18 protein-coding genes are annotated in these 22,673 nt (G+C 70.1%); 11 read left to right on the top strand and 7 right to left on the bottom strand.

Annotation, left to right across the window (positions count from 1 at the left end; genetic code table 11):
• Positions 1-59: 59 nt before the first annotated feature.
• Both ACQY4O_RS10545 and ppa read left to right on the top strand, forming a co-directional pair.
• Positions 60-980: a LysR family transcriptional regulator gene (locus ACQY4O_RS10545; protein WP_428376338.1), complete on the top strand. Its 921-nt coding sequence runs from the start codon at positions 60-62 to the stop codon at positions 978-980.
• A gap of 161 nt (positions 981-1,141) precedes the next feature.
• Entirely contained in the window at positions 1,142-1,666 is a 525-nt protein-coding gene (gene ppa / locus ACQY4O_RS10550; RefSeq protein WP_428376339.1) for an inorganic diphosphatase, read from the top strand.
• Between the two features lie 26 nt (positions 1,667-1,692).
• Here the strand turns inward: ppa and ACQY4O_RS10555 are convergent, their stop codons facing one another.
• From ACQY4O_RS10555 to ACQY4O_RS10585, 7 genes are all read right to left on the bottom strand, one after another.
• On the bottom strand, positions 1,693-2,988 hold the full coding sequence (locus ACQY4O_RS10555; protein ID WP_428376340.1) for a glycosyltransferase family 4 protein: 1,296 nt from the start codon (positions 2,986-2,988) through the stop codon (positions 1,693-1,695).
• Between the two features lie 22 nt (positions 2,989-3,010).
• Entirely contained in the window at positions 3,011-4,111 is a 1,101-nt protein-coding gene (locus ACQY4O_RS10560) for a hypothetical protein (RefSeq protein WP_428376341.1), read from the bottom strand.
• A complete protein-coding gene (locus ACQY4O_RS10565) occupies positions 4,111-7,158 on the bottom strand; it encodes a glycosyltransferase (RefSeq protein WP_428376342.1) in 3,048 nt (1,015 codons plus the stop codon). The genes ACQY4O_RS10560 and ACQY4O_RS10565 overlap by 1 nt, the downstream gene beginning before the upstream one ends.
• Positions 7,159-7,213: 55 nt before the next feature.
• On the bottom strand, positions 7,214-9,085 hold the full coding sequence (locus ACQY4O_RS10570; protein WP_428376343.1) for a tetratricopeptide repeat protein: 1,872 nt from the start codon (positions 9,083-9,085) through the stop codon (positions 7,214-7,216).
• A gap of 44 nt (positions 9,086-9,129) precedes the next feature.
• Positions 9,130-10,572 (bottom strand): HlyD family type I secretion periplasmic adaptor subunit, encoded by a 1,443-nt coding sequence (locus tag ACQY4O_RS10575; RefSeq protein WP_428376344.1) that lies wholly within the window; start codon positions 10,570-10,572, stop codon positions 9,130-9,132.
• Between the two features lie 3 nt (positions 10,573-10,575).
• The gene (locus tag ACQY4O_RS10580) at positions 10,576-12,732 is read right to left on the bottom strand and encodes a peptidase domain-containing ABC transporter (protein WP_428378167.1); all 2,157 of its coding nucleotides are present in this window, start codon (positions 12,730-12,732) and stop codon (positions 10,576-10,578) included.
• A 304-nt stretch (positions 12,733-13,036) separates the two neighbouring features.
• A complete protein-coding gene (locus tag ACQY4O_RS10585; protein WP_428376345.1) occupies positions 13,037-13,444 on the bottom strand; it encodes a hypothetical protein in 408 nt (135 codons plus the stop codon).
• A gap of 94 nt (positions 13,445-13,538) precedes the next feature.
• Here ACQY4O_RS10585 and metH point away from each other — a divergent pair, with 94 nt between their 5' ends.
• The 9 genes from metH to ACQY4O_RS10630 all read left to right on the top strand — a co-directional run bounded on the left by metH (position 13,539) and on the right by ACQY4O_RS10630 (position 22,667).
• The gene (metH, locus tag ACQY4O_RS10590) at positions 13,539-17,042 is read left to right on the top strand and encodes a methionine synthase (RefSeq protein WP_428376346.1); all 3,504 of its coding nucleotides are present in this window, start codon (positions 13,539-13,541) and stop codon (positions 17,040-17,042) included.
• Positions 17,039-17,449 (top strand): hypothetical protein, encoded by a 411-nt coding sequence (locus tag ACQY4O_RS10595; RefSeq protein WP_428376347.1) that lies wholly within the window; start codon positions 17,039-17,041, stop codon positions 17,447-17,449. The genes metH and ACQY4O_RS10595 overlap by 4 nt, the downstream gene beginning before the upstream one ends.
• A 131-nt stretch (positions 17,450-17,580) precedes the next feature.
• A complete protein-coding gene (locus ACQY4O_RS10600; protein ID WP_428376348.1) occupies positions 17,581-18,132 on the top strand; it encodes a CvpA family protein in 552 nt (183 codons plus the stop codon).
• A 1-nt stretch (position 18,133) separates the two neighbouring features.
• Complete coding sequence (gene purF, locus ACQY4O_RS10605; protein ID WP_428376349.1) at positions 18,134-19,654, top strand: amidophosphoribosyltransferase; 1,521 nt, start codon at positions 18,134-18,136, stop codon at positions 19,652-19,654.
• 2 nt (positions 19,655-19,656) lie between these two features.
• Positions 19,657-20,370: an SDR family NAD(P)-dependent oxidoreductase gene (locus tag ACQY4O_RS10610; RefSeq protein WP_428376350.1), complete on the top strand. Its 714-nt coding sequence runs from the start codon at positions 19,657-19,659 to the stop codon at positions 20,368-20,370.
• Positions 20,371-20,428: 58 nt separating this feature from the next.
• Positions 20,429-20,644: an antitoxin MazE family protein gene (locus ACQY4O_RS10615; protein ID WP_428376351.1), complete on the top strand. Its 216-nt coding sequence runs from the start codon at positions 20,429-20,431 to the stop codon at positions 20,642-20,644.
• Positions 20,631-20,957, top strand: coding sequence for a type II toxin-antitoxin system PemK/MazF family toxin (locus ACQY4O_RS10620; RefSeq protein ID WP_428376352.1), 327 nt, complete (start codon positions 20,631-20,633; stop codon positions 20,955-20,957). The genes ACQY4O_RS10615 and ACQY4O_RS10620 overlap by 14 nt, the downstream gene beginning before the upstream one ends.
• Before the next feature lie 62 nt (positions 20,958-21,019).
• Positions 21,020-21,286 carry an amidase family protein gene (locus ACQY4O_RS10625; RefSeq protein WP_428376353.1) on the top strand — a complete coding sequence of 89 codons (267 nt, stop codon included), beginning with the start codon at positions 21,020-21,022 and terminating at the stop codon, positions 21,284-21,286.
• Positions 21,287-21,371: 85 nt separating this feature from the next.
• Positions 21,372-22,667 carry an SGNH/GDSL hydrolase family protein gene (locus ACQY4O_RS10630; protein ID WP_428376354.1) on the top strand — a complete coding sequence of 432 codons (1,296 nt, stop codon included), beginning with the start codon at positions 21,372-21,374 and terminating at the stop codon, positions 22,665-22,667.
• Positions 22,668-22,673 lie beyond the last annotated feature (6 nt).

Below are 22,673 nucleotides of genomic sequence, written 5' to 3' on the forward strand. Positions count from 1 at the left end.
TTCGTAGCGTCGTTCGGGCCGGCTTGATAATCCATCCGAAACCTGACGGACTGATCGCCGTGACGAACAATGATGCTCTGCTCCGCCTGGACGATCTGTCGGTCTTCCTTGCGGTCTGCGAGATGCGCGGGTTCCGGGCGGCGGCGAAGCGGTTCGGGTGCTCGCCGTCCACGGTGAGCGAGAAGATCGTGCAGCTGGAACGGCGGCTCGGCGTGCCGCTGCTGATCCGGACGACGCGCGACGTGGGGCCGACGGCGGCGGGCCGCCTGCTCGCCGATCGCCTGCTGCCGGCGCTGGCCGAGACACGTGCCGCGCTGCAGGACGCCGCCAGCGCCCAGCGGGAGGTGCGGGGCCTGCTGCGGCTGAACGTGAGCGGCGCCGTCATGGTCGACATCCTGCCGCCGTTGCTGGATCGCTTCCTCGTGGCCTACCCCCAGGTGCGGGCCGAGCTCGTCGTAGAGGACCGGCTCGTCGACATCGCCCATGCCGGCTGCGATGCCGGTATCCGCTACGGCGAGCACCTGGGGCAGGACATGATTGCCGTGCCGCTTGGACCGGCCTCGCAGCGGGTGACGCTCGCGGCTGCCCCATCCTACCTCGCCGCGCGCGACGTGCCGCTGCACCCGCGCGACCTGCTGAAACATGACTGCGTGCGGCTTCGATTCTCCAGCGGCGCACTCGTGAAATGGAGCTTCGAGTGCCACGGCGAGACGGTGACGGTCGATCCGCCGGGCCGCCTGATCATCGGCGTCAACGCGGCAGCGGCCGCGATCGAGCTGGCCTGCCGGGGACGCGGCATCATCGCGACCTTCGAGAACTGGCTCCTGCCGTTCCTGGAGACGGGGGTGCTGCAACCGGTGCTGCCGGGCTGGTGGAGCGGGTTCGAGGGGCCGCGACTCTATTTCTCGGACCGGTTTATGCCGGCGCCGCTGCGCGCCTTCGTCGACCTGGTCGTGGAAGAACGACGTAGCGCGCCCTGACCATGAGGTCGCCGGCGCTTGTCGTTTGAGAGAGCAGCTTTATCCGACACTTGGCATCGCGAAGCGATTCCAAGTGTCGGATGCTGCTCTAGGACGGCTGCTTGGCAACAGCCAGGGCGCCCGATAGGGTCGCGCCGCGAAACGAGTGAGGGAAGCGCAGGATGGACGTCTCGAAGATCAGCCCGGGCCGCGACGTGCCCTGGGACATCAACGTGGTCATCGAAATCCCGGAAGGCTCGGCGGTCAAGTACGAGGTCGACAAGGAGAGCGGCGCCCTCGTGGTCGATCGCTTCCTGTTCACGCCGATGGCCTATCCCGCCGCCTATGGCTTCATCCCGGGCACGCTGGCCGACGACGGCGATCCGGCCGACGCGCTGGTGCTGACCCCGGCTCCGGTGGTGCCGGGCGCGGTGATCCGCGCCCGCCCGATCGGCATGCTGAAGATGGAGGACGAGAGCGGGCAGGACGAGAAGATCATCTGCGTCCCGCACGACAAGATCCACCCGCTCTACACCGCCGTGCAGAGCGTCGACGACCTGCCCGAGATCACCCGCCAGGCGATCGAGCATTTCTTCACCCGCTACAAGGACCTCGAGAAGGGCAAGTGGGTGAAGGTCACCGGCTGGGCCACCAAGGAAGCAGCCGCCGACGTGATCCGCGCGTCCCTGGCGGCCGCAGGCAAATAGGCCAGTTCCGGCCGCGGGCAAGTAATTCAGCCGCCCGCGATGGTGCGCCGGATCAGCGCCTCGTAGTTGGCGATGTAGTCCGTCATCGAGAGCGTGCGCTCGGCCTGCGCGCGCGCCGCCAGCCGCAGCCGCGTTGCCAGCGCCTGGTCCTCCAGCAGTTCCAGCACCCGCTCCGCCAGGGCGTCCGGCTGGTGGAACGGCGTCAGCAGACCGGTCTCGCGGTCCCGGATGAACTCCTGCACCGGGGCGGTGTCGCTGGCCACGATGGCGCAGCCGATCGCCATCGCTTCGCGCAGCGACCAGGAGGCGACGAACGGGTAGGTCAGATAGACATGCGCGTCCGAGCGCTGCAGCAGCGCCACATACGTCGCGTACGGCAGCTTGCCGACGAAATGCACGCGCGCGAGATCGAGCAGGCTGCCGACCTCCCTCAGCATGTACTCGCGCCAGGTGCCCTCCGAGAGCCGCGCCCCGTAGCTGACGCCGTCGCCGCCGACCAGGACGATGCGCGTATCCGGCCGCGCCCGCAGGATGTGCGGCAGCGCGCGCATGAACACATGGAACCCCCGATACGGCTCCAGGTCGCGTGCGACATAGGTGACCAGCCGCTCGCCGGGGCGCACCACGACCGCATGGCCGGGCGCCCCCTGCTGGTCGGGCACGCCCAGTACCAGGTCGCGGCCGGCGCCCCCCGGATCGGGCGCGCAGATATCGAGATTGACGCCTTCCGGCAGCACCGAGATCTGCTCGTGCGCCCATGCCGGGTAGGTCGAGCGCTGGAACAGGGTCGGCGTCTGGCCCCTGACACGCGGGCGCCCATCGCCGTCGGCGGAGCCATTGGTCAGCGCCAGCAGGTTGACGGCGTTCTTGGCGCGCACCCGGGGAAACATCGACACGTCGGACGGGAATTCCGGGTCGAAGCCGACGTCGAACCTGCCGGTGTGGTAGTAGAATTCGAGATAGCCCAGCACCGGCGTCTGCTCGAAGACGTCCTGCATGTTGAGCAGCTCGCCCCAGCCATGGTGGCCGATGATGATGTCCGGCACGTAGCCGAGCTGACGCAGGGTGCGCGCGGTCTGGGCCACCTGCTCGGCGCGCAGCGTCGCGACCTCGAATTCCTGCGCCACCGGGTTGGTCTCGGGCGCCGCCTCGCGTGGCATCCGGTACGACACCCGCCGGACCCCCGGCATCGCGTTCTGGTTCGGCTCGCTGATGAAGACGACCTCGTTCTGGCCGCCCTCGTAGTCGTTCTGCCGGATCAGGTGGCGCACCAGGTGCAGGAACTGGCCGGGGAAGTTCTGGTGGACGAACAGGTAGCGCAAGGCGGCGGTCTCGATGTCCGCTTCAGCGCCGCCTGGGGCGCGACGCGGCGCCAGCCCTGCCGGCAGGCTCGACCGGTGCCTTGCCGGCGGGCTCGACAGCAGCCTTGCCGGCAGGCTGGCGCGTCGGCTTGCCGCCCGATGCCGTGGCCACCGCCGGTTCCTGGGCACCCACCGTCGCCGCCGCATCCGGCTTGCCCAACGTCTCGGGTGCCGCGACCGCGGCCTCGTTCGGCGTGATCTCGACCAGGAACGCCTCCAGCGGCGCCAGGCTGGAGGCCTCGACGGTCTGCGTGTCCGGCGCCGGACCCACCGCGGTGCCATCGGTGAAGGTGGCGCTCACCCGCAGCGCGTGCGTCCCGGCGGCGTCTCCCTTGAGCCGCACGCGCAGGCCCAGGATCGGCAGCGCCATGCCGCGGCTGCCGCAATACTGGCCGCCATCCGACCAGGGCGACAGCCAGCCCTTGCCGAGCACGGCCTGGTATTCGATGTCGGCCGGGCTGACCTGCCGGGCCGGTGCCACCGCGAAGCCCTCGATCCAGTTCTGGCTGCCGCGCTCGCCCATCCATTCGCCGACGCGCCCCAGCCGGTCGCCGCGCCGCTGGATGTGGGCCGCCACCTCCCAGATTTCGTCGGCAGCGGGCGCCGCGGCGGTGGGGCTGGAGGCGGCGGCCTCGGCGAAGCCGCGTGGCAACGGGCCCCCGGGCATCGCCAGCGCCTCGACCCCGAACGGGCCCCGTGCCGGTGCCGGGCGCGCGGCCGGCGGCTGGGCGGCCCCCACGGCGGCGTCGCCGAGCCGCATCACCTGCAGCCGCGGCGCCTCGTTCTGCACCAGGGCGCTCTGGTAGATGGTGACCAGCAGCTGCGCGGCGTCGCCATTGACCCGCACCAGCGCCGCACTGGCGTCGGCGCCGATCCAGCCATCCTCGTTGAACGTGCTGATGCTGAGCAGGCCCGGCTCCTGCACCGGCGGATGCGAGACACGCACCCCGGGCAGACCGGTGCGCGGATCGGCGGCGGTGCTCCCCGGGGCGTGGAAGACGCAGTACAGCCCGTGCTCCAGGGTCATCAGGTGACCGGAGACCTTGAGCTCCGCGACGAGCTTCTGGCTGGTGGCAGCTGTCATCAGGGTGCTTCCCGCATTGCGATCGCGCCGGCGGCCGTGTCGTGCTCGGTCAAGGCACTGCGCGATGTTGCGTCGTCATAACATCTTTTCGGGCGTGCGGTCCGGGTCTTCGCGCTACCATGCGCCGGCAGCGCGCACAGCCGCAGCAGGGTGTCGTTCACCAAGGGCGCCGGCAGCGCCAGCGGCAGCACGGCGCCACGCCCGGTGGCGCGTATGCGCTCGGCCTGCGCGCCGATGTCGAAGCAGACAGCGCCGAGGCCGGCGCGCCAGGCGAGCGACAGCGTGAAGCACCAGGTTTCCGGCCAGATCGATGGCAGCCACGCGAGATCGCAGGCCCGGTCGCGGATCAGGGCAACCGCCTCGTCCTCGCGATAGGCGCCGGTGACCTCCGAGCAGCCGGCCGCAAGCAGCACGTCATCGTCGCGGGTGGCCCCGACCAGCACGAAATCGAGCGCCAGGTCGCGCCGGTTGCGGTCGCGCAGGCAGCCCAGCAGGACCTCGTAGCCCTTCTCGCGGCCGATGCCGCCGATCACGCAGACCCGCGCCCGGTGGTGCGAGGGCAGCGGCGAGCCGGACACGGGTCGCGGCGCATCGGCGTAGTCCTGCAGCGACAACCAGGGCCGGTCCTGCTCCCAGGGCAGCAGGTGCGGCGCGATGCCAGGGAAATGCCGGGCGATGCGCGCGCAGGTATCGAGCGACGGCGCGATCACCCGGCGCGCGCGCGCCAGCTCGTCCCGCGAGCGCGCCAGCAGCCGCGCCGGTGTCAGCGTCTCGCCCAGCAGGCTGCCCTGCGCGCCGATGCAGGCGTCGCAGCCGGCGAGGTCCGGCTCGCCGCAATACCGCCCCGCCGGCCCGACCAGCGCGATGCGCGCGCAGAAGCAGGCATAGTCGTGGATCACCACGTCGAACGGCACGCCGAGGCGGTCGCACAGGGTGCGGAGCAGCGGATGATGGCCGAGGAAATGGTGCCACTCGGCATAGGCCAGCCCTTCGCCGGCCAGCAGCGCCACCAGCAGGTCGAGCTCCCGCGGCAGGTCGAAGACCAGGTTCGGGGTCGTGTGCCGGTCCGGCTCGCCGGCCACCGGCACGTCGACCAGGCAGCCGCCGCCCTGCACCGGCCGCAGCACGATCGGACGCAGGCCGCGGCTGGCGACCGCCGCCGCCCGCTCGCGGACGATGCGCGCGACCCCGCCGGTCTCGTCGTGGGTGATCAGCAGGACCGCACGTGGCAACACGCTCCGGCCGGCGACGAACCGCAGCCGGTCGATGCGGCGGCGGGCCTCGGCGAGCGGGTCGGCGGCGATGTGCGCCTGGACCAGCGCGTCGTAGCCGGGATGCAGCCGGTTCACCGTCTCGAGGTTGCGCCGCATCAAGGCCAGGCGCGCGCCGCCCAGCGCCGGTGCGAACGAGGCCTGGCCGGCATGGCCGACATAGATGCCGGGTGCGGCGACATGCCGCCAGCCGCGCGCGCGGGCGCGCAGGCAGAACTCGTTCTCCTCGCCATAGCCCTGGGCGAACAGGTCCTCGCGGAACACCCCCCCGTCATGCAGGCACGCGCGCAGGCAGTCGCGTCGCAGATAGAGGCAGAAGCCGTGGCCGGTCGGCACGTCGATGACGCCGCCGCCGTTGGCGCGGTCCGCCAGCGTCATCAGCGCGGCCACGCCGGCCGCGTCCGGCATGCGGTTGTGCGCGCGGTGGTCGGGATAGCTGAAGATGCTGGCGTCGTTGGAAAGCGGCGTCACGCTGCCGATGTCGGGCGCGCTGTAGGCCGCGGCGCGCAACGCCTCGAAGCAGCCGGCGGGCACCAGGGTGTCGCTGTTGAGCAGCACGACGTCGCGCCCCCGGCAGGCGGCGATTCCGGCATTGGCGCTGGCGGGATAGCCGCGATTGACCGTCTGCCGGATCAGCACGATCGCGCCCTGTGCGGCCAGGCCGTCGAGCGCCAGCGCGAGGGCAGGCTCGGGACAGGCATCGTCCACCACGACGATGCGCCCCTGCCCGCGCGCGCCCAGCGCGGTCCGCACGCTTTCGATGCAGGCCAGGCTGCGGGAAAGGTCGCGGTGCACCGGGATCACCACGTCCGGTCCCGGCGCCGGCCGCACCGCGCCGACAACGCCCAGGCGCCGGGCCACCGGAGAACGCCTGACCGGCGGGCGGGCGATCGGGCTGCCGGACAGTTGGCATCCGTCCTCGCCGCGCAGCCGCAGGATTCCCCGCGGTAGATCCCCAACCGGGAACGCGAAGGAACGCGGGCGCACCAGCGGCGCCTGGGCCTCGATCTGCTCGGCGAAGCTCTCCAGCCGGCGCGCGCTCGACGTGCCATCGTCGGCCTCGATGGTCAGCAGCGGTGCGCGTTCCGCCTCGCCCGGATGCCAGAGCCATCCCTGCAGAGTGCCGTCGCGCCATTCGACGAAGCCTTCGCAGCGCAGGATCGACGCGACCCGCAGCGGGCTGCCGAGCAGGGCCACGCCGCGCCGCCTGACCTCGATGCACGAGGCACGGCGCCAACCCGGCGGCAGGCCGCGCGCCGGTGCGCCATCGACGACGATCTCGACGCGCGGCGCCGCAAAGGCGTCGCGTCCGTCCACCAGCAGCCGGCCGCTGCCGGACAGGCCGCACCAGCCGGGCCACAGGGCGGCGCGCGCGATGTCGGCCATCTGCGCGAACAGCCAGTCGGCCGGTGCGTGCTGCGACAGCGCCCGCGACAGCGCGCGGGCAGCCTCGTCGTGCGCGCCGAGCGCATGCTGCGCACCGGCAAGCGCAATCCAGCCCTCGCGGAAGTCGAACCGCCGCAGCAGGTCGCGCAGCAGGGGCACGGCATGCGCCGCGTCGCCGGTTTCCAGCCGCGCCAGCGCCAGCATGAAATCCACTTGCGGGGCGCCGCCGCTGATCCGGCGCGCGCGCTCGAACCAGCGCTTCGCCGCGACGCTGTCGCCGTCCGCCAACGCCTGCCGGCCGCGCAGGAAGGCGGCCTGCGCCTGCTCCTGGGTCCAGATGCGCCAGCTGTCCCGGTGCGCCTCGGTGACCCGCGCTACGCGCAGGCGCATCGCGGGTCGCCGAAAGGATCGGGGGGTGCGAGCCGGGTCGGGGGCGCCGGCCGGGTCAAGTGCCGGAGGCGGCGCGGGCCACCTGTGGCACCGGGCGATCCGCAGCCGCGACGCCCGCCTGGTCGATCCCCGGCTTGTCGATACCCGGCTTGTCGATACCCGGCTTCTGCGTCTCGGGCTTCCCGGAAACCTGTTCGCCGAGGCGCGCGAGTTCGGCCTCCGCCTGGCTGTCGCCCTGCGCGCGCGCACGCTGCAGCCACAGCCGGGCGGCCGCGACATCGGTCTCGCCCGCAACCCCGCGCGCCAGGTAGCGGCCCAGCATCAGCTGGGCCTTGGCGTGGCCACGCTCCGCCGCCTGCCGGAAGCGGCTCTGCGCCAGGGCCCGATTCTCCGGGATCTCATGGCCGCCGCCATGCATCGCACCGACCGCGAAGATGGCGTTGACCTGCCCCGCTGCTGCCGCGCGCTCGAACATCTCGAGCGCCGCCGCATGATCCTTTTCGCCGCCGCGCCCTGCGAGCAGCAGCTCGGCATAGGCGACCTGGGCGTCCGCCATGCCCGCCTCGGCGGCACGCGCGATCCAGTGCCGCCCCTCCTTGAGGTCCACCTCGACGCCGCGGCCCTCGGTCAGCATCCGGCCATACCAGTACTGCGCGTTCACCACGCCGTCGGCGGCTCGGCGCAGCCACATCGCGGCCTTGCGCTCATCGCGTTCGACACCCACGCCCTCGGCCAGGCAGACGCCGAAATTGAACGCCGCGACCAGGTCACCGCCGCTCGCCGCCTTCTCGAACCGCTCGCGGGTGGCGAGGCGGTCGGCCTGGGCTCCGGCGTCGCCCATCACCAGGTTGGCGAGGTCCACCCCTGCTGCATGGTCGCCCGCCTCGGCGGAGCGGCGGAACCAGCGCGCGGCCTCCTCCGGATCGCGCTGCACCCCGGCTCCGGTCAGGTAGAGCAGCCCGAGGGCGCGGGCCGCGGCGGCATGGCCCTGCTCAGCCGCGCGGCCGTACCAGGTCGCGGCCTCGGCATAGTTCGGCGGCAGGTCGCCACCCTTGGCATACAGGTCGCCGATCAGCGCGGCCGCCTCGCCGTCACCGGCCAGCGCCGCCTTGCGCAGCCAGGTCTCGCCGCCCTGCAGGTCGCGCTGCACGCCGCGCCCCTGCATCAACGCCAGGCCATAGCGCGCCTGCCCGGACCGCACGCCCTTCTCTGCCGCCTGGCGGTAGAGACTGCTCGCCGCGGCAAGGTCCTGCGGCACGCCGGCACCGCGCTCGGTCATCACGCCGAGCAGGTAGATCGCGGTGGCGAGGCCGCCGGCCGCCGCCTTGCCGAGCTCGATGGCGGCCTGCTGCTGGATCTGCAGGTCGTCGGCTCGCGCCAGCAGCGCGAGCCCCAGGCCCAGGGCGCCCTGGGCGGAGCCGGCGGCGGCGGACCGGCTGTAATAGTGGCCGGCCTGCTCGAGGTCGCGCAGCTCCTCCGGGCCGGAGGTCAGGATGTAGCCGTACAGCGCCTGCCCGTCCGGCGAGCCGGCCTCGGCGGCGCGCCTGGCCCAGTGTGCCGCCTGGGTGAAGTCGGCGCGGGCACTGGTCTGCTCCGGACCCGGGGAGAACAACGCCATCGTGCCGCCGGTAGCACCCAGGCCGTACAGATGCAGGGTCGCCAGCACGAACTGCGCCTCGACCCAGCCGGCCTCGGCGGCACGCTGCATCCAGCGTGCGCCCTCCTCCCGGCTGACCGGCACGCCGGCGCCGTCCAGGTAGGCGCGGCCGACCCGGAACTGCGCCTCGGGGATGCCGGCCGCGGCGGCGGCGGTCAGCGGCGCGAACGCGCGCTTGGTGTCACCCGCCTCGATCAGGACCTGCGCATAGGCAAGCTTTCCCGCCGGCGAGAACAGCGAGGCCAGATAGTGGCCGAGGCGCCCACTCATGCTCTGATGGCCATGCTCAGGTGCCCATGCTCAGCTGGGGCGCGTCACGGTTCGCGCATCCCCTCGGTCGCGACCGGCAGCACGGTGCTGAGCAGGTAGCGCAGGATGGTGCGTTTGCCGACCTTGATGTCGGCGGTGACCGGCATGCCCGGCACCGGATGGAAGTAGTTCGGCACGCCGTGCAGCGTGTAGCTGTCGACGCGCAGCCGGATCCGGTAGTACGTGTCGGGCGAGCCGCCGGGCACCGCATTGCTCTGGGTGCCGTCCGGGCCGCCGGGCTGGCTCGCCGCCTGCTGGTCCTTGCTGAAGCTGTCGGCGCTGACGTTGCGGACCGTGGCGGTCGCACCGCCATACTGCGTGTAGGAAAAGGTGGCGAACTTGATCAGCGCCTGGTCGCCGAGCTTCACGTAGCCGGACTCCGAGCCCTTCAGCTTGGCCTCGACCTCGAGCGGGGCCGCGAGCGGCACCAGGGTGATGAACTGGCTGGCCGGGCTCAGCACGGAGCCCACCGACACCTTGGCGATCGTCAGCACGACCGCGTCGGCCTGGGCCCGCATCACCACCAGGCTCTGTCGCAGCACCGCCTTTGCCAGGTCACCGCGCGACTCATAGTACTTGTGCTGGGCGTCGGTCAGGTCTTGGTAGATCTGCGCCTTCCAGTTCTGCACGAAGCCTTCCTGCTCGGCGAGCATCGCGGCGAGCTTGCCGCGCGCGCCGGCGGCGTTCTCCTGCGCGGTAATCTGCGAGCGCTGCATCTCCATCAGGTCGTCCTGCGCGGACAGCGACGAGAGCCGGCTGCCGACCTGGTCGTGCTGCAGCTGGACGCGCATGTTGTGCACGTCCTGCGCGAGGCGCACGCGTCCGGCATACATCGCCGCCGAGGCGGTGAACCCGGTGACGTCGGTGCGCAGCGCGTTGATCTGCTGGGTGTAGTTCAGCACCTTGGCGCGGAACTCGGCCTGCCTGCGCATGTAGGCCGCCGCCTCCGAGGTCGAGGCCGGATTGGAGAGGTCCGGACGATAGGGCGTGCCCGCCGCCTCGGCCTGCAGCCGCTTGATCTGGGCGTCGTAGGCGTCGGTCTGGGCGCGCAGGTTGTCCTCGTCGGCGCCGGTGATCGTCGGGTCGAGATGGGCGAGGATCTGGCCCTTTCGGACGACTTCGCCCTCCTTCACGTCGATCGACCGCACGATCGCGGTCTCCAGCGGCTGCACCAGCATGGTCGGCGCCGTCGAGACCAGCTCGCCCGGCGTGGTGACCACGCGGTCGAGCGGGAAGGTGCCCATCACCGTCAGCATGGTGATCGCCAGCGAGCCGACGATCCAGATGATGTAGCGTGCCACCGGCGCCGGCGGCATCGCCACCAGGGCGGCACTCGGCGAGTGGAATTCCAAAAGCGCCTGCGGCAGCTCCTCCTCGCGGCGACGCCGGCGTGGCGCGCGTTTTTTGGAAAGGGGTGTGCCCGCCGGAACGAGATCGGTGGTGGCCATGGCTCAGTCTCCCTCGGCCAGCAGCGGGGCGGGGGTGACGCGCTTGTTGCCCTGCGGGTCGAGATGGCGGTTCTGCTGCAGCCAGAGCTGGCGGTAGATCGCGCAGCGTTCGACCAGCACCTCGTGCGGCGCCAGGTCCGCGACCCGCCCGCGCTCCATCACCAAAATCAGGTCGCAATCGACCAGGGACGACAGCCGGTGCGAGACGATGATCATCGTACGCCCCTTGCTGATCCGCTTGAGGTTGGCATTCACCAGCGCCTCGGATTCCGGATCCAGCGCCGAGGTCGCCTCGTCGAGGATCATCAGCTTGGGATCGGTAATCACCGCGCGCGCGATCGCCAGACGCTGGCGCTGGCCGCCGGAGATGTTGGTCGAGCCCTCCTCGATCCAGGTCTCGTAGCCGCCCGGCATGCGCTCGATGAACTCCTCGGCGCCGGCCAGGCGCGCGGCGCGCACCGCATCCTCCAGCGTCAGGCCGGGACGGTTCGCGGTGATGTTGTCACGGATCGTGCCGCGGAACAGGAAGTTGTCCTGCAGCACCACGCCGAACGACTTGCGCAGGTGGGTGAGGTTGATCTCGCGCAGGTCGATGCCGTCGAGCTTGAGGAAGCCGGTATAGTTCCGGCTGACCCCCTGCAGCAGCCGGGTCAGGGTCGACTTGCCCGAGCCGCTGCGGCCGACCACGCCGAGCGAGGTACCGGCCGGAATGTCGAAGGTGACCTCGTCCAGCGCCTTGGTGCTGCCGGCGGGATAGGTGAAGTTCACATCCTCGAACGACAGCGCGCCCTCGATGCGTGGACGCATGCCGTTGGTCAGCGCCTTGGTCTCGGTCGGCTGGTTCAGCACCGCGCCGGCCTCGCCAAGTGCCGAGCGCACCTCGGTGAACTCCTCCAGCAGCTTGGCGAGCGAGACCAGCGGGGCTGCCACCCGGCCGCCGAGCATCATGAAGGCGACCAGGCCGCCGGCGCCGAGCGTGCTGCCGCCGGTCAGCAGCAGGTAGGCGCCGACCAGGATCACGCCGCGGCTGATGAACATCTCCAGCGGCATCGACAGCGTGGACGGCCAGTTCGCCATCCGCCCGGCATCAAGCTTGGCGCGCACCACGTCGGCGGTGGCGATGTCCCACTCGACGCGGCGCGACGGCTCCAGCGCCAGGGTCTTCAGCGTGCGTATGCCGGCGACGCTCTCGTACATGATGTTGGCGCGGCGCATCTCGGCGGCGATGACGCGGCCGATCAGCCGCCCGACCGGGCCGATGAAGATCACCACCAGCAGGCCGATCAGGCCGGCGGCGGCCATCGTCATCCAGGCCAGCGTCGAGCTCATGAAGAACAGGAACGGCAGGATCACCATCAGGGTGAACATGTCGAGGAACGTGCTCATCAGCTTGCCGGTGATGAAGTCGCGCACCTTGTAGATCTGCGCCACGCGCCCGATCACCGTGCCGGCCTGCTGGCGCTCGAAATATTCCAAAGGCAGCGACAGCAGGCGCGAGAAGATCACCAGCGCGATGCGGCTGTCGAGCCGGGTCGAGAGCACCAGCACGATCTCGCGGCGGCCGTAGCTGAGCAGCGTCTCGTACGAGGTCAGCGTCAGGATGATCATCGAGATGGCGATCAGGGTCGCCATCGAGTGGTGGTTCACCACCTTGTCGATCACCTGCATGACGATCAGCGCCGGGAAGATGGTAAGCAGGCTGAGCACGACGGAGGCGATCGAGATGTCGCGCAGCGAGCGGCGCTCGCGCAGCACCATGCGGGTCAGCCAGCCGAGATTGATCGGCGCCTCGTTCTCGGACTGGTTGCGGCTGCGCTGCACCAGCACGACGTCGCCGGTCCAGACCTGCGACAACCGCAACTCGTCGACCGCGACCGGAACGTCGCCCTCGGTGCCCATCGGGTCGCGCAGCCACACCACGCCGCGCTCAGGATCGGCGCCGATGAACAATCCGGCGCCGCCATCCTTGAAGATCAGCACGAACGGCGGCGTGTTGGTCATGCGGACCAGGTAGCGGAACTTGAGCGACATCGCGCGGGCGACCATGCCCTGCTCGTTCAGCCACAGCACAAGGCTCGCCGGCGACGGCGTGACTTCGGTGACCGGGCCGCGATAGTCCGCCACCACCAGTTCCGCGCCGTGATAGCGCGCCGCCGCCATCACCGCGCGCAGGCGCACCAGGCGGCCATCGACCTGTCCGGATGCGCCGGAGCCGCTCCGGTGGTCGCCCATGCCGTCGTTGGTCTGTGCCACGCGCTTCCCTCTGTGCAAACATCGTCGCGGCTGAAACGACTTTGACGCGCTGTACGCGGCCGCCAGCATGAAGAACCCGCACCGCAGCGATGCCGGGCAGCAAGCTTTAGCATGGGACGGATCGGTTTTTCCCGATAAAATTCCGCTACAGAGCCAAACGATGCCCAGATATGGCGTCTCAAAAAAGCTGCAATGCTGTCAGTTTTCAGCTCTATTGTTCTATTCTTGTATCCGTTGCCACGTAGCACCCGGAAACGAACGGATCCGACTGCAACAGGCCGCGCAGCACCGCTGCCTCCTCAGGCAGCAGCACCGCCACCACGCCCGTGAAGAATGCGACGGCGCCTTTCGCACGCGCGTGGAACAGCAGCGTCAAGGCGGTTGCCTGCTCGTGGCGCCCGGTGCAGCAGGCGCAGCCGCTGCCATGCACGGTGGTTCCCGGCGGCTGCCCGGTCGCGGGCGGCAGGCGCACGACCGTCAGCCACCCGACCGGTTGCAGGGGCGCCGATGGCGACAGCAGCAGGGCCCGTCCCGGCCATGGCCGCTCCGGTGCGCGGGCGAGGAAATCGACCGGGATACGGGCGTCGATGAACAGCTCCGTGCTCCCGATACTGGACACCGGGCGGCGCGCGGACGACAAGGTCCGCCCCACCCGCTCATGCCTAGCCTGCCCACTTGAGCCTGCCGACTGATCTGCCCGAGGCCGTGCCGTCATGACAAGACCCCATCTCCTTGATGTCCTGCGCGACCAGGTCCTGCTCTGCGACGGCGGCATGGGCTCGCGCGTGCAGAGCCTGACGCTGGATGTCGAGGCCGACTACTGGAACCGCGAGAACTGCACCGAGGTGCTCAACCTGTCCCGCCCGGAGCTGGTGCGCGACATCCACCGCGGCTACTTCGAAGCCGGCGCCGACATGGTCGAGACCAACAGCTTCGGCGGCTCGCCGATCACGCTGGCCGAGTTCGACCTCGAGGACCGCACCCACGAGATCAACCGCATCGCCGGCGAGCTGGCGCGCGAGGCCGCCGACAGCTTCTCGGACGGCCGCCACCGCTACGTGGTCGGCTCGATCGGCCCGGGGACGAAGCTGCCCAGCCTGGGGAACATCGCCTACGATCCGCTCGAAGCCGCCCTCGCCGCGCAGTGCCGCGGCCTGATCGCGGGCGGCGTCGATGCGCTGCTGATCGAGACCTGCCAGGACACGCTGCAGATCAAGGCCGCCGTCAACGGCGCCAAGCTCGCCCGCCTCGAGGCCGGCACCGACACGCCGATCTTCGTGCAGGTCACCGTGGAGACCACCGGCACCCTCCTCGTCGGGCCGGACATTGCGGCGGCGGCCACCACCATCCACGCGCTCGACGTGCCGCTGCTCGGGCTGAACTGCGCCACCGGCCCGCAGGAGATGGCCGAGCACGTGCGCTGGCTCGCCACCAACTGGCCCGGCCTGCTCTCGGTGCAGCCCAATGCCGGCCTGCCGGAGCTGGTGAACGGGCACACGCACTATCCTCTCGGGGCGGCCGAGATGGCGTCCTGGGTCGAGCGCTTCATCGCCGAGGACGGGCTGAACCTGATCGGCGGCTGCTGCGGCACCTCGACACCGCATATCGAGGCGATGGACGCCATGCTGCGACGGCGCGCGGGCGCCGGGCATCGTCCGGCGCCGGTGGCGCGCCGGCCGGTCTGGGTGCCGTCGGTGGCCAGCCTCTACGGCCAGGTGCCATTGCGCCAGGAGAACAGCTACTTCTCGATCGGCGAGCGCTGCAATGCCAACGGCTCGCGCAGGTGGCGCGAGCTGCAGGAGACCGGCGACTGGGACGGCTGCGTCTCGGTCGGGCGCGAGCAGGTCGCCGAGGGCTCCAACAGCCTCGACATCTGCACCGCCTTCGTCGGCCGCAACGAGGTCGCCGAGATGAACGAGGTGATCACCCGTTTCACCAGCAGCGTGAACGCGCCGCTGGTGATCGACAGTACCGAGACCAACGTGATCGAGGCGGCGCTGAAGCTGCATGGCGGCAAGCCGATCATCAACTCGATCAATTTCGAGGATGGCGAGGCGCACGCCGCGGCCCGCCTCAGGCTGGCGCGCAAGTTCGGCGCCGCCATCGTCGCCGGCACCATCGACGAGACCGGCATGGCCAAGACCGCCGAACGCAAGATCGAGATCGCGGCGAGGCTGGTGGAGTTCTGCTGCAACCAGCACGGGCTGCCGCAGTCCGACCTGATGATCGACCCGCTGGTGCTGACGGTCGCCACCGGCAACGAGGACGACCGCAAGCTGGCCTTGTGGACCCTGCAGGGGATCAAGGGCATCCACGACCGGTTCCCGGACATCCAGATCGTGCTCGGGCTGTCGAATGTCAGCTTCGGGCTCAATGCGGCGGCGCGCGCGGTGCTGAACTCGGTGTTCCTCGACCTGGCGATGCAGGCCGGCATGACCGCGGCCATCGTGCATGTCAGCAAGATCCGGCCGCTGCATCTGATCCCGGCCGAGGAGGCGAAGGTCGCCGAGGACCTGCTGCTCGACCGGCGCTCGGAGGGCTACGATCCGCTGCACCGCATCCTGGAGCTGTTCGCCGACCGCAAGCTGGCGGATGTCGCCAAGAAGGGCCGCGCCGAGACCGTCGAGGAGCGGCTGCGCGACCGCATCGTGGATGGCGAGCGCAAGGGGCTGGAGGCCGAGCTCGACCTCGCGATGCTCACCAACAAGCCACTGGACATCATCAACACCATCCTGCTCGACGGCATGAAGACCGTGGGCGAGCTGTTCGGCTCGGGCAAGATGCAGCTGCCGTTCGTGCTGCAATCCGCCGAGACGATGAAGGCGGCGGTGGCGCATCTGGAGCCGCACATGGAGCGCGTCGAGGGCCAGGAGCGCGGCACCATCGTGCTCGCGACCGTCAAGGGCGACGTGCACGACATCGGCAAGAACCTGGTCGACATCATCCTGACCAACAACGGCTACCGGGTGGTCAATCTCGGCATCAAGGTGCCGCTCGCCGACATGGTGGCGGCGGCCAAGGCCGAGCGTGCGCACGCCATCGGCATGTCCGGGCTGCTGGTGAAATCCACCGTGGTGATGCGCGAGAACCTCGAGGAGATGGCGCGCCAGGGGCTCGACATCCCGGTGCTGCTGGGGGGTGCCGCGCTGACGCGGAACTATGTCGAGGAGGATTGCGTCGCGGCGTACGGGACCGGGGGCAGCGGCGGCCGTGTCGCCTATGCGCGGGACGCCTTCGACGGGCTCGGGCTGATGGACAAGGTCAGCACCGGCGGCTTCGACGACTACCTCGCGGCGTTGAAGTCGCGTCGCAAGGGCAAGGCCAGGCAGAACAAGCGCGAGCCGGAGCAGACGGAGAATCGCGGCTTCGCACCCGTCGATATCGGGGTCGTGCAGGCGCGGCGCCGGCGCCTCAATGCCGGGCTGGAGCCGGTGCAGCCGCCCTTCTGGGGGCCGCGCACCATCGAGGCGACGCCCGAGGCGGTGCTGCCGTTCCTCAATGAGCGCAGCCTGTACCAGTTCCAGTGGGGCTTCCGGAAGCAGGGCCGCTCGCTCGACGAGTTCCTCGGCTGGGCCAAGCAGGAGCTGCGCCCGGTGCTGCGCCGCATGCTCGCTCTGTGCAATGCCGAGCACATCCTGCGTCCGCAGGCCGCGATCGGCTACTGGAAGGCGGCAGGACAAGGCAATGACCTGATCCTGTTCGAACAGGACGGCAGCACGGAGGTGGCGCGCTTCTCGCTGCCGCGGCAGCCGCGCGAGGACGGCGCCTGCATCGCCGACTTCGTGCGCGACATCGACGACAACACGCGCGACGTGATTGGCCTGCAGGTGGTCACCGTCGGCCAGAAGGCGTCGGACATCGCCCGGGAGTGGTTCGAGGGCAACCGCTACCAGGACTATCTCTACCTGCACGGGCTGTCGGTTGAGATAGCGGAAGCCATGGCGGAATACGCCCACAAGCGCATGCGGGCCGAGCTGGGGTATTCGTCCGAGGACGACCGCGACATGGACCGCCTTCTGCAGCAGGGCTATCGCGGCTCGCGCTACTCGTTCGGCTACCCCGCCTGCCCGAAGCTCGAGGACCAGGTGCCGCTGCTCGGACTGCTGCAGGCCGAGCGCGTCGGGGTGTCGCTCTCGGACGGCTACCAGCTGCATCCGGAGCAGTCGACCAGCGCGCTGGTGATCCTGAACCCGCGGGCAAAGTATTTCACGGTTTGAGGCCCGCAGCAGCGTCCGGCGGCAGCCCGGCCACCACCTCGTCGGAGGCCTGCGAGCTGGCCTTCGCGGCGCTCTGGGACATCGCGCTGCAGGAGGCGACGCGGCAAGACCTTTCGGCGCCGATCCTGATCGCGCGGGTGGCGCGCGAGGCCGGCCTGGAGGCGCTGGCCTGCGTGCAGGCCTCGGTCACGCGCGAGAGGGAGGCGCTGGTGGGTCATTCGGCCGACCTGATCGGGATGCTCATCCTGCTCTGGGCGACCGCCGGGGTGGAACCCGACGAGATCTGGACCGAACTGCACAAGCGCGAGCGGATCGGCACGCTGCTGCACGACATGGCCTACAAGCCGGGCCGCCCGAAGCGGCGGCTGACGCGGCCATGGCGAGTCGACAGCACCAAACTCCCCTGAGGCTGCCTCATACCTGGTCTCGCACTCGGGGCTGGTCTGGCAGACCTGAAGCGGGACTGGTGCATCGGAGCGCGCCGAACGATATACCCGGCGCGCTGGGCCTCCGTCGGCCCAGCTTCGGACGGAGCGGCATGAACTGGGTGGATGCGGTGATGCTGGGGTTCATGGCGCTGTCGGTCCTGGTCGGGCTGTGGCGCGGGCTCGCGCGCGAGATGCTCGGCCTCGCCGCCTGGATCGTGGCGGCGCTGCTCGCCACGCGCTACTATGGTCGGGCAGTCCCGCTCGCCGGCCGGCTCGTGGAGGATGGGCTGATCGCCGACGTGCTCGCCTTCGCCGCGGTCTTCGTCGTCATCCTGATCGGATTGTCCATCGCCGCCTCGCTGTTGAGCCGCCTCGTGCGCCTGTCCCTGCTGGGCGGCATCGACCGCGGGCTCGGCGCCGCCTTCGGCCTGGTGCGGGGTGGCGCGCTGCTCGTGCTGGCCTACATCCTGTTCGCCGTCGCACTGCCGGGGCCCAACTGGCCGGACCCGGTGCGCCATGCCGGCGCCCTGCCCTACCTGAACCAGGGCGCGCGCTACGCCATCGCCCAGGCGCCGTCCGGCTGGCGCCACGTCCTGCCGGATATCGGCAGCGATGCCGGATCGCCGGCGGATCCGTCCGGCCGGACCAAGGAGAGTTTCTGACATGGTCGCTTTCCCGCAGCATCCCTACAGACTCGATGAGCAGGACGACGACAAGCCGCACGAGGAATGCGGGGTGTTCGGCATCTGGAACGCGCATGACGCCGGCGCGATGACGGCACTCGGCCTGCATGCCCTGCAGCATCGCGGCCAGGAAGCGACCGGCATCGTCAGCTACAACGACGAGAGCCGGCCCGGGATCACCGGCTTCCACACCCACAAGGGCATGGGGCTGGTCGGCGACGTGTTCGGCGATGCCCGCATCATCGCAGGCCTGCCCGGGCACTCCGCGGTCGGCCACAACCGCTACGCCACCACCGGGGCCACCATCCTGCGCAACGTGCAGCCGCTGTTCGCCGAGTTCGAGTTCGGCGGCCTGGCGGTGGCGCATAACGGCAACCTCACCAACGCGCTGTCGCTGCGCCGCGCGCTGGTGCGCAGAGGCTGCATCTTCCAGTCCACCACCGACAGCGAGGTGTTCATCCACCTGATCGCGATCAGCCTGTATTCGACGGTCAACGACCGGCTGATCGACGCGCTCAAGCAGGTGGTCGGGGCTTATTCGCTGACCGTGCTGACGCAGCAGGCGCTGATCGGCGTGCGCGACCCGCTCGGCGTGCGGCCGCTGATCCTGGGCCGCATCGTCAGCGAAACGGGCGCCGACAAGGGTGCGGGACCGGCCTGGGTGCTGGCCAGCGAAAGCTGCGCGCTCGACATCGTCGGCGCCGAGTTCGTGCGCGACGTCGAGCCCGGGGAGATCGTCGTCATCGACCATGGCGGCGTACGCTCGATCAAGCCGTTCGCGCCAAAGCGCGGCCGCTTCTGCGTGTTCGAGTACATCTATTTCGCGCGCCCGGATTCTGTGCTCGACGGCCACGCGGTGTACGACGCGCGCAAACGCATCGGCGCCGAACTCGCCCGCGAGAGCGCGGTGGCGGCCGACGTGATCGTTCCGGTGCCGGATTCCGGCGTGCCGTCGGCGATGGGCTATTCGGTGGAGAGCGGCATCCCGTTCGAACTCGGCATCATACGCAACCACTATGTCGGCCGCACCTTCATCGAGCCGACCGACCAGATCCGCAACCTTGGCGTCAAGCTCAAGCATTCCGCCAACCGCGCGACCATCGCGGGGCGCCGGGTGATCCTGGTGGACGATTCCATCGTACGCGGCACCACCAGCCGCAAGATCGTCGAGATGGTGCGCGCCGCCGGCGCCACCGAGGTGCATATGCGGATCTCCTCGCCGCCGACCACGCATTCCTGCTTCTACGGCATCGACACCCCCGAGCGCGGCAAGCTGCTCGCAGCGACGCACGATGTCGCGGAGATGGCGCAGCTGATCGGCGCCGACAGCCTCGCCTTTATCTCGCTCGACGGGCTGTATCGCGCCCTCGGCCAGCCCGGCCGCGATCCGGAGCAGCCGCACTACTGCGATGCCTGCTTCACCGGCCTGTATCCGATCAGCCTCGCCGACCTCGACGAGAACAGCCAGGCGCGCCAGACGGAACTCGTCACCACCCGCTGACGATGGCGCTTCCACTGGAGCACACGATCGCCCTGGTGACCGGCGCCAGCCGCGGCATCGGTCGTGCCGTGTCGGTCGAACTCGCCCGGCTTGGCGCCCATTGCGTGCTGACCGCGCGCAGCCCGGGCGGCCTGGAGGAAACCGACGACCTGATCCAGGCGGCGACCGGGCAGGCGAGCACCCTGCTGCCGCTCGACCTTGCCGACAACGCCGCCATCGACAGCATCGGGCCGAGCCTGGCCAGCCGCTTCGGCCGACTCGACATGCTGGTGCATGCGGCGGCGACGCTGGGCGCCCTCACCCCGGTTGCGCACGCGACCGAGTGCCACTTCGAGCAGTGCATGGCGGTCAATGCGGCTGCCCCCTGGCGGCTGATCCGCACCACCGCGCCGCTGCTGCTGGCGGCCCCGGCCGGGCGCGCGGTGTTCCTGACCGACGCGCATGCCCGCGCGCCGGTCGCCTATTGGGGGCTGCTGGGTGCGAGCAAGGCGGCGATGGAGAACCTGGTGCTGAGCTGGGCCGACGAGGTCGCTTCGCACGGGCGGCTGCGTGTCACCCTGTTCGACCCGGGCGTGGTCGCGACCCGCCTGCGCGCCCAGGCGATGCCGGCCGAGGATGCGTCAGGGTTGCAGCGCCCGGAGGATGTCGCCGACCGGATCGCACTGCTGTGCCTGCCGGCCTCCGATACGCACGGAGCGCTGGTCGGCCGGGACTGACCCGGTGGCCGGTTTTATGCTTGACATGACTATGACGCACCGTCACATGTGACGAGTAATGGGGCAGCAGTCGAATTCGCGTGCGCGGCGCCACCGCGACGGCCTGCGCGCGCGCGGCCTGCGGCCGATCCAGATCTGGGTCCCGGATTCCCGCGCGCCCGGGTTTGCCGCCGAGGCGCATCGGCAGTCGCAAAATGCCGCCGCAGCCGACGAGCAGGACGCAATCATGGACTGGATCGAGGAGGTGAGCTGGCTCGACGATGACGCGGGGTAGCGTCATCCGGGTGGCGGATCGCGCCGGCGACTTCACCGGCAAGCCTCGCCCGGCCGTGGTCGTGCAGAGCGGAGCGTTCGACGGCGCGTCACTCACCGTCTGCCCGCTCACCAGCAGCGAGGCGGATGCCCCGTTGCTCCGCCTGCGTGTCGACCCGCATGCTGCCCTGCCGCTCGATCGAACATCCTGGATCATGGTCGACAAGATCACGACCATCCGTGCCAACCGTGTCGGCCCGGTGATCGGCGCTGTCGGCAACACCGACATGGTGCGGCTGAACGCGATGCTCGCGGTCTTCCTCGGGCTCGGATAGAGCGGACGTGATAGAGCGCATGAAGAGGGCCCGGCAGCAACAGAACCGGCAGCAGCTAACATGTGCTGCCCATCCCGGCGCACAAGCATGGCGTCGAGACGTTCACCATCGACGGCCAGACGGTGGACGCCACCTACCTCCAGGGCGCGACCGTGCCGCTCAACCTCACCGGGCTGCCCGGCGTCTCGATGCGGTTCGGCACGAGCCAGGATGGCTTGCCCATCAACGTGCAGATCGTCGGCACGTGGCAGGCGGAGTCGACTATCCTTCACGTCGCGGCGCTGCTCGAGAGCGTCAGCGCGGTTCGAAGCCTGCATCCGACCCTCTGACGATCACCGCGGGTTGCCGCGTGCCAGCCCCAGGATTAGCGTTGCCTGAACCCGGAGCAACCGGGAGCTGACGGAGGAAGCGCTCATGCAGGCAACCCTGATTCGCAGGCAGCGCCGCAAGCAGATGCCGGGCATCCTCGCCGTCGCCACCCTGCTCGCCGGCGCCTGGGCGCCCCTTGCGCAAGCACACGCCGCCGCGGTCGGGGATTGGATCACAACCTGGGCGGCGACCCCGGGACCGCGCTGGTCCGACGAGCTTCCGGCGCCGTTCGACGTGCCGGAGGTGCTCGACAACCAGACGGTGCTGCAGTTCACCCGCATCAGCGTCGGCGGCGACCGCGTGCGCGTGGTGCTGTCCAACCAGTTCGGCAGCAAGCCGGTCACCATCGGCGCAGCCAGCGTGGCGCTTGCGGCCGGGCGCGGCATCGACGCCGCCTCGATGCACGCCCTGACCTGGAACGGCCACCACACTGTCGTCATCCCGCCGGGCGCACCGATGCTCAGCGACCCGGTCGAGCTGGCAGCCCCGGCCCTCTCGACCCTTGCCATCAGCTTCTACCTGCCGGACAAGACCGGGCTGTCCACCGTGCACTGGGACGGACGTTCGACCGGGCTGATCTCGGCACCCGGCAACATGACCACCGCTGCGAGCTTCCAGCCAGTCACGACGACGCAGTCACGCCTGTTCCTGAGCTCCGTGCTGGTCGACGCCAGGCCCGCGTCGCAGTCGGTGGTGTTCCTCGCCGACAGCATCACCGACGGTTACTGCTCCAAGCCTGACGCCAACGACCGCTGGCCGGACCACGTCGCCGAACGACTGCAGGCGGAAGGCCATCCGGATGTGGCCGTTGTCAACGAGGCCTATTCCGGCGACCGTGTGCTGACCAACGGCATGGGAACCGACGCGTTGAGCCGCTTCGACATGTCGGTGCTGAGCCATCCACGCGTGAGCACGATCGTGATGATGATGGGGATCAACGACATCGGCTGGCCCGGTCCGCATGCGACCACGCCTACCGACCCCGAGCCGACCGCCGAGGACATCGAGACCGGCTACCAGCAGATCATCGCCCGCGCGCATCTGCACGGGCTGCGCTTCATCGCCGTCACGCTGACGCCGTTCATCGACACCTTCAAGGGAACGCCGGGCTATGGCTACTACACGCCAGCGAAGGAGAAGATCAGGCGGGCGGTGAACCAGTGGATACGCACCAGCGGCGCCGCCGACGGGGTGATCGACTTCGATCGGCTGCTGGACGATCCGGCCCATCCCGGCCACCTGCTTGCAGCCGACGATTGCGGCGACCACCTGCATCCCAATGATCGCGGCTACAAGGCGATGGCCGACGCGGTCGATCTGAAGCTCCTGGTCGGGCACTGATTGCCC

This window comes from Lichenicoccus sp. (assembly GCF_965277665.1).
In the GTDB taxonomy this organism is placed as follows: Bacteria; Pseudomonadota; Alphaproteobacteria; order Acetobacterales; family Acetobacteraceae; genus Lichenicoccus.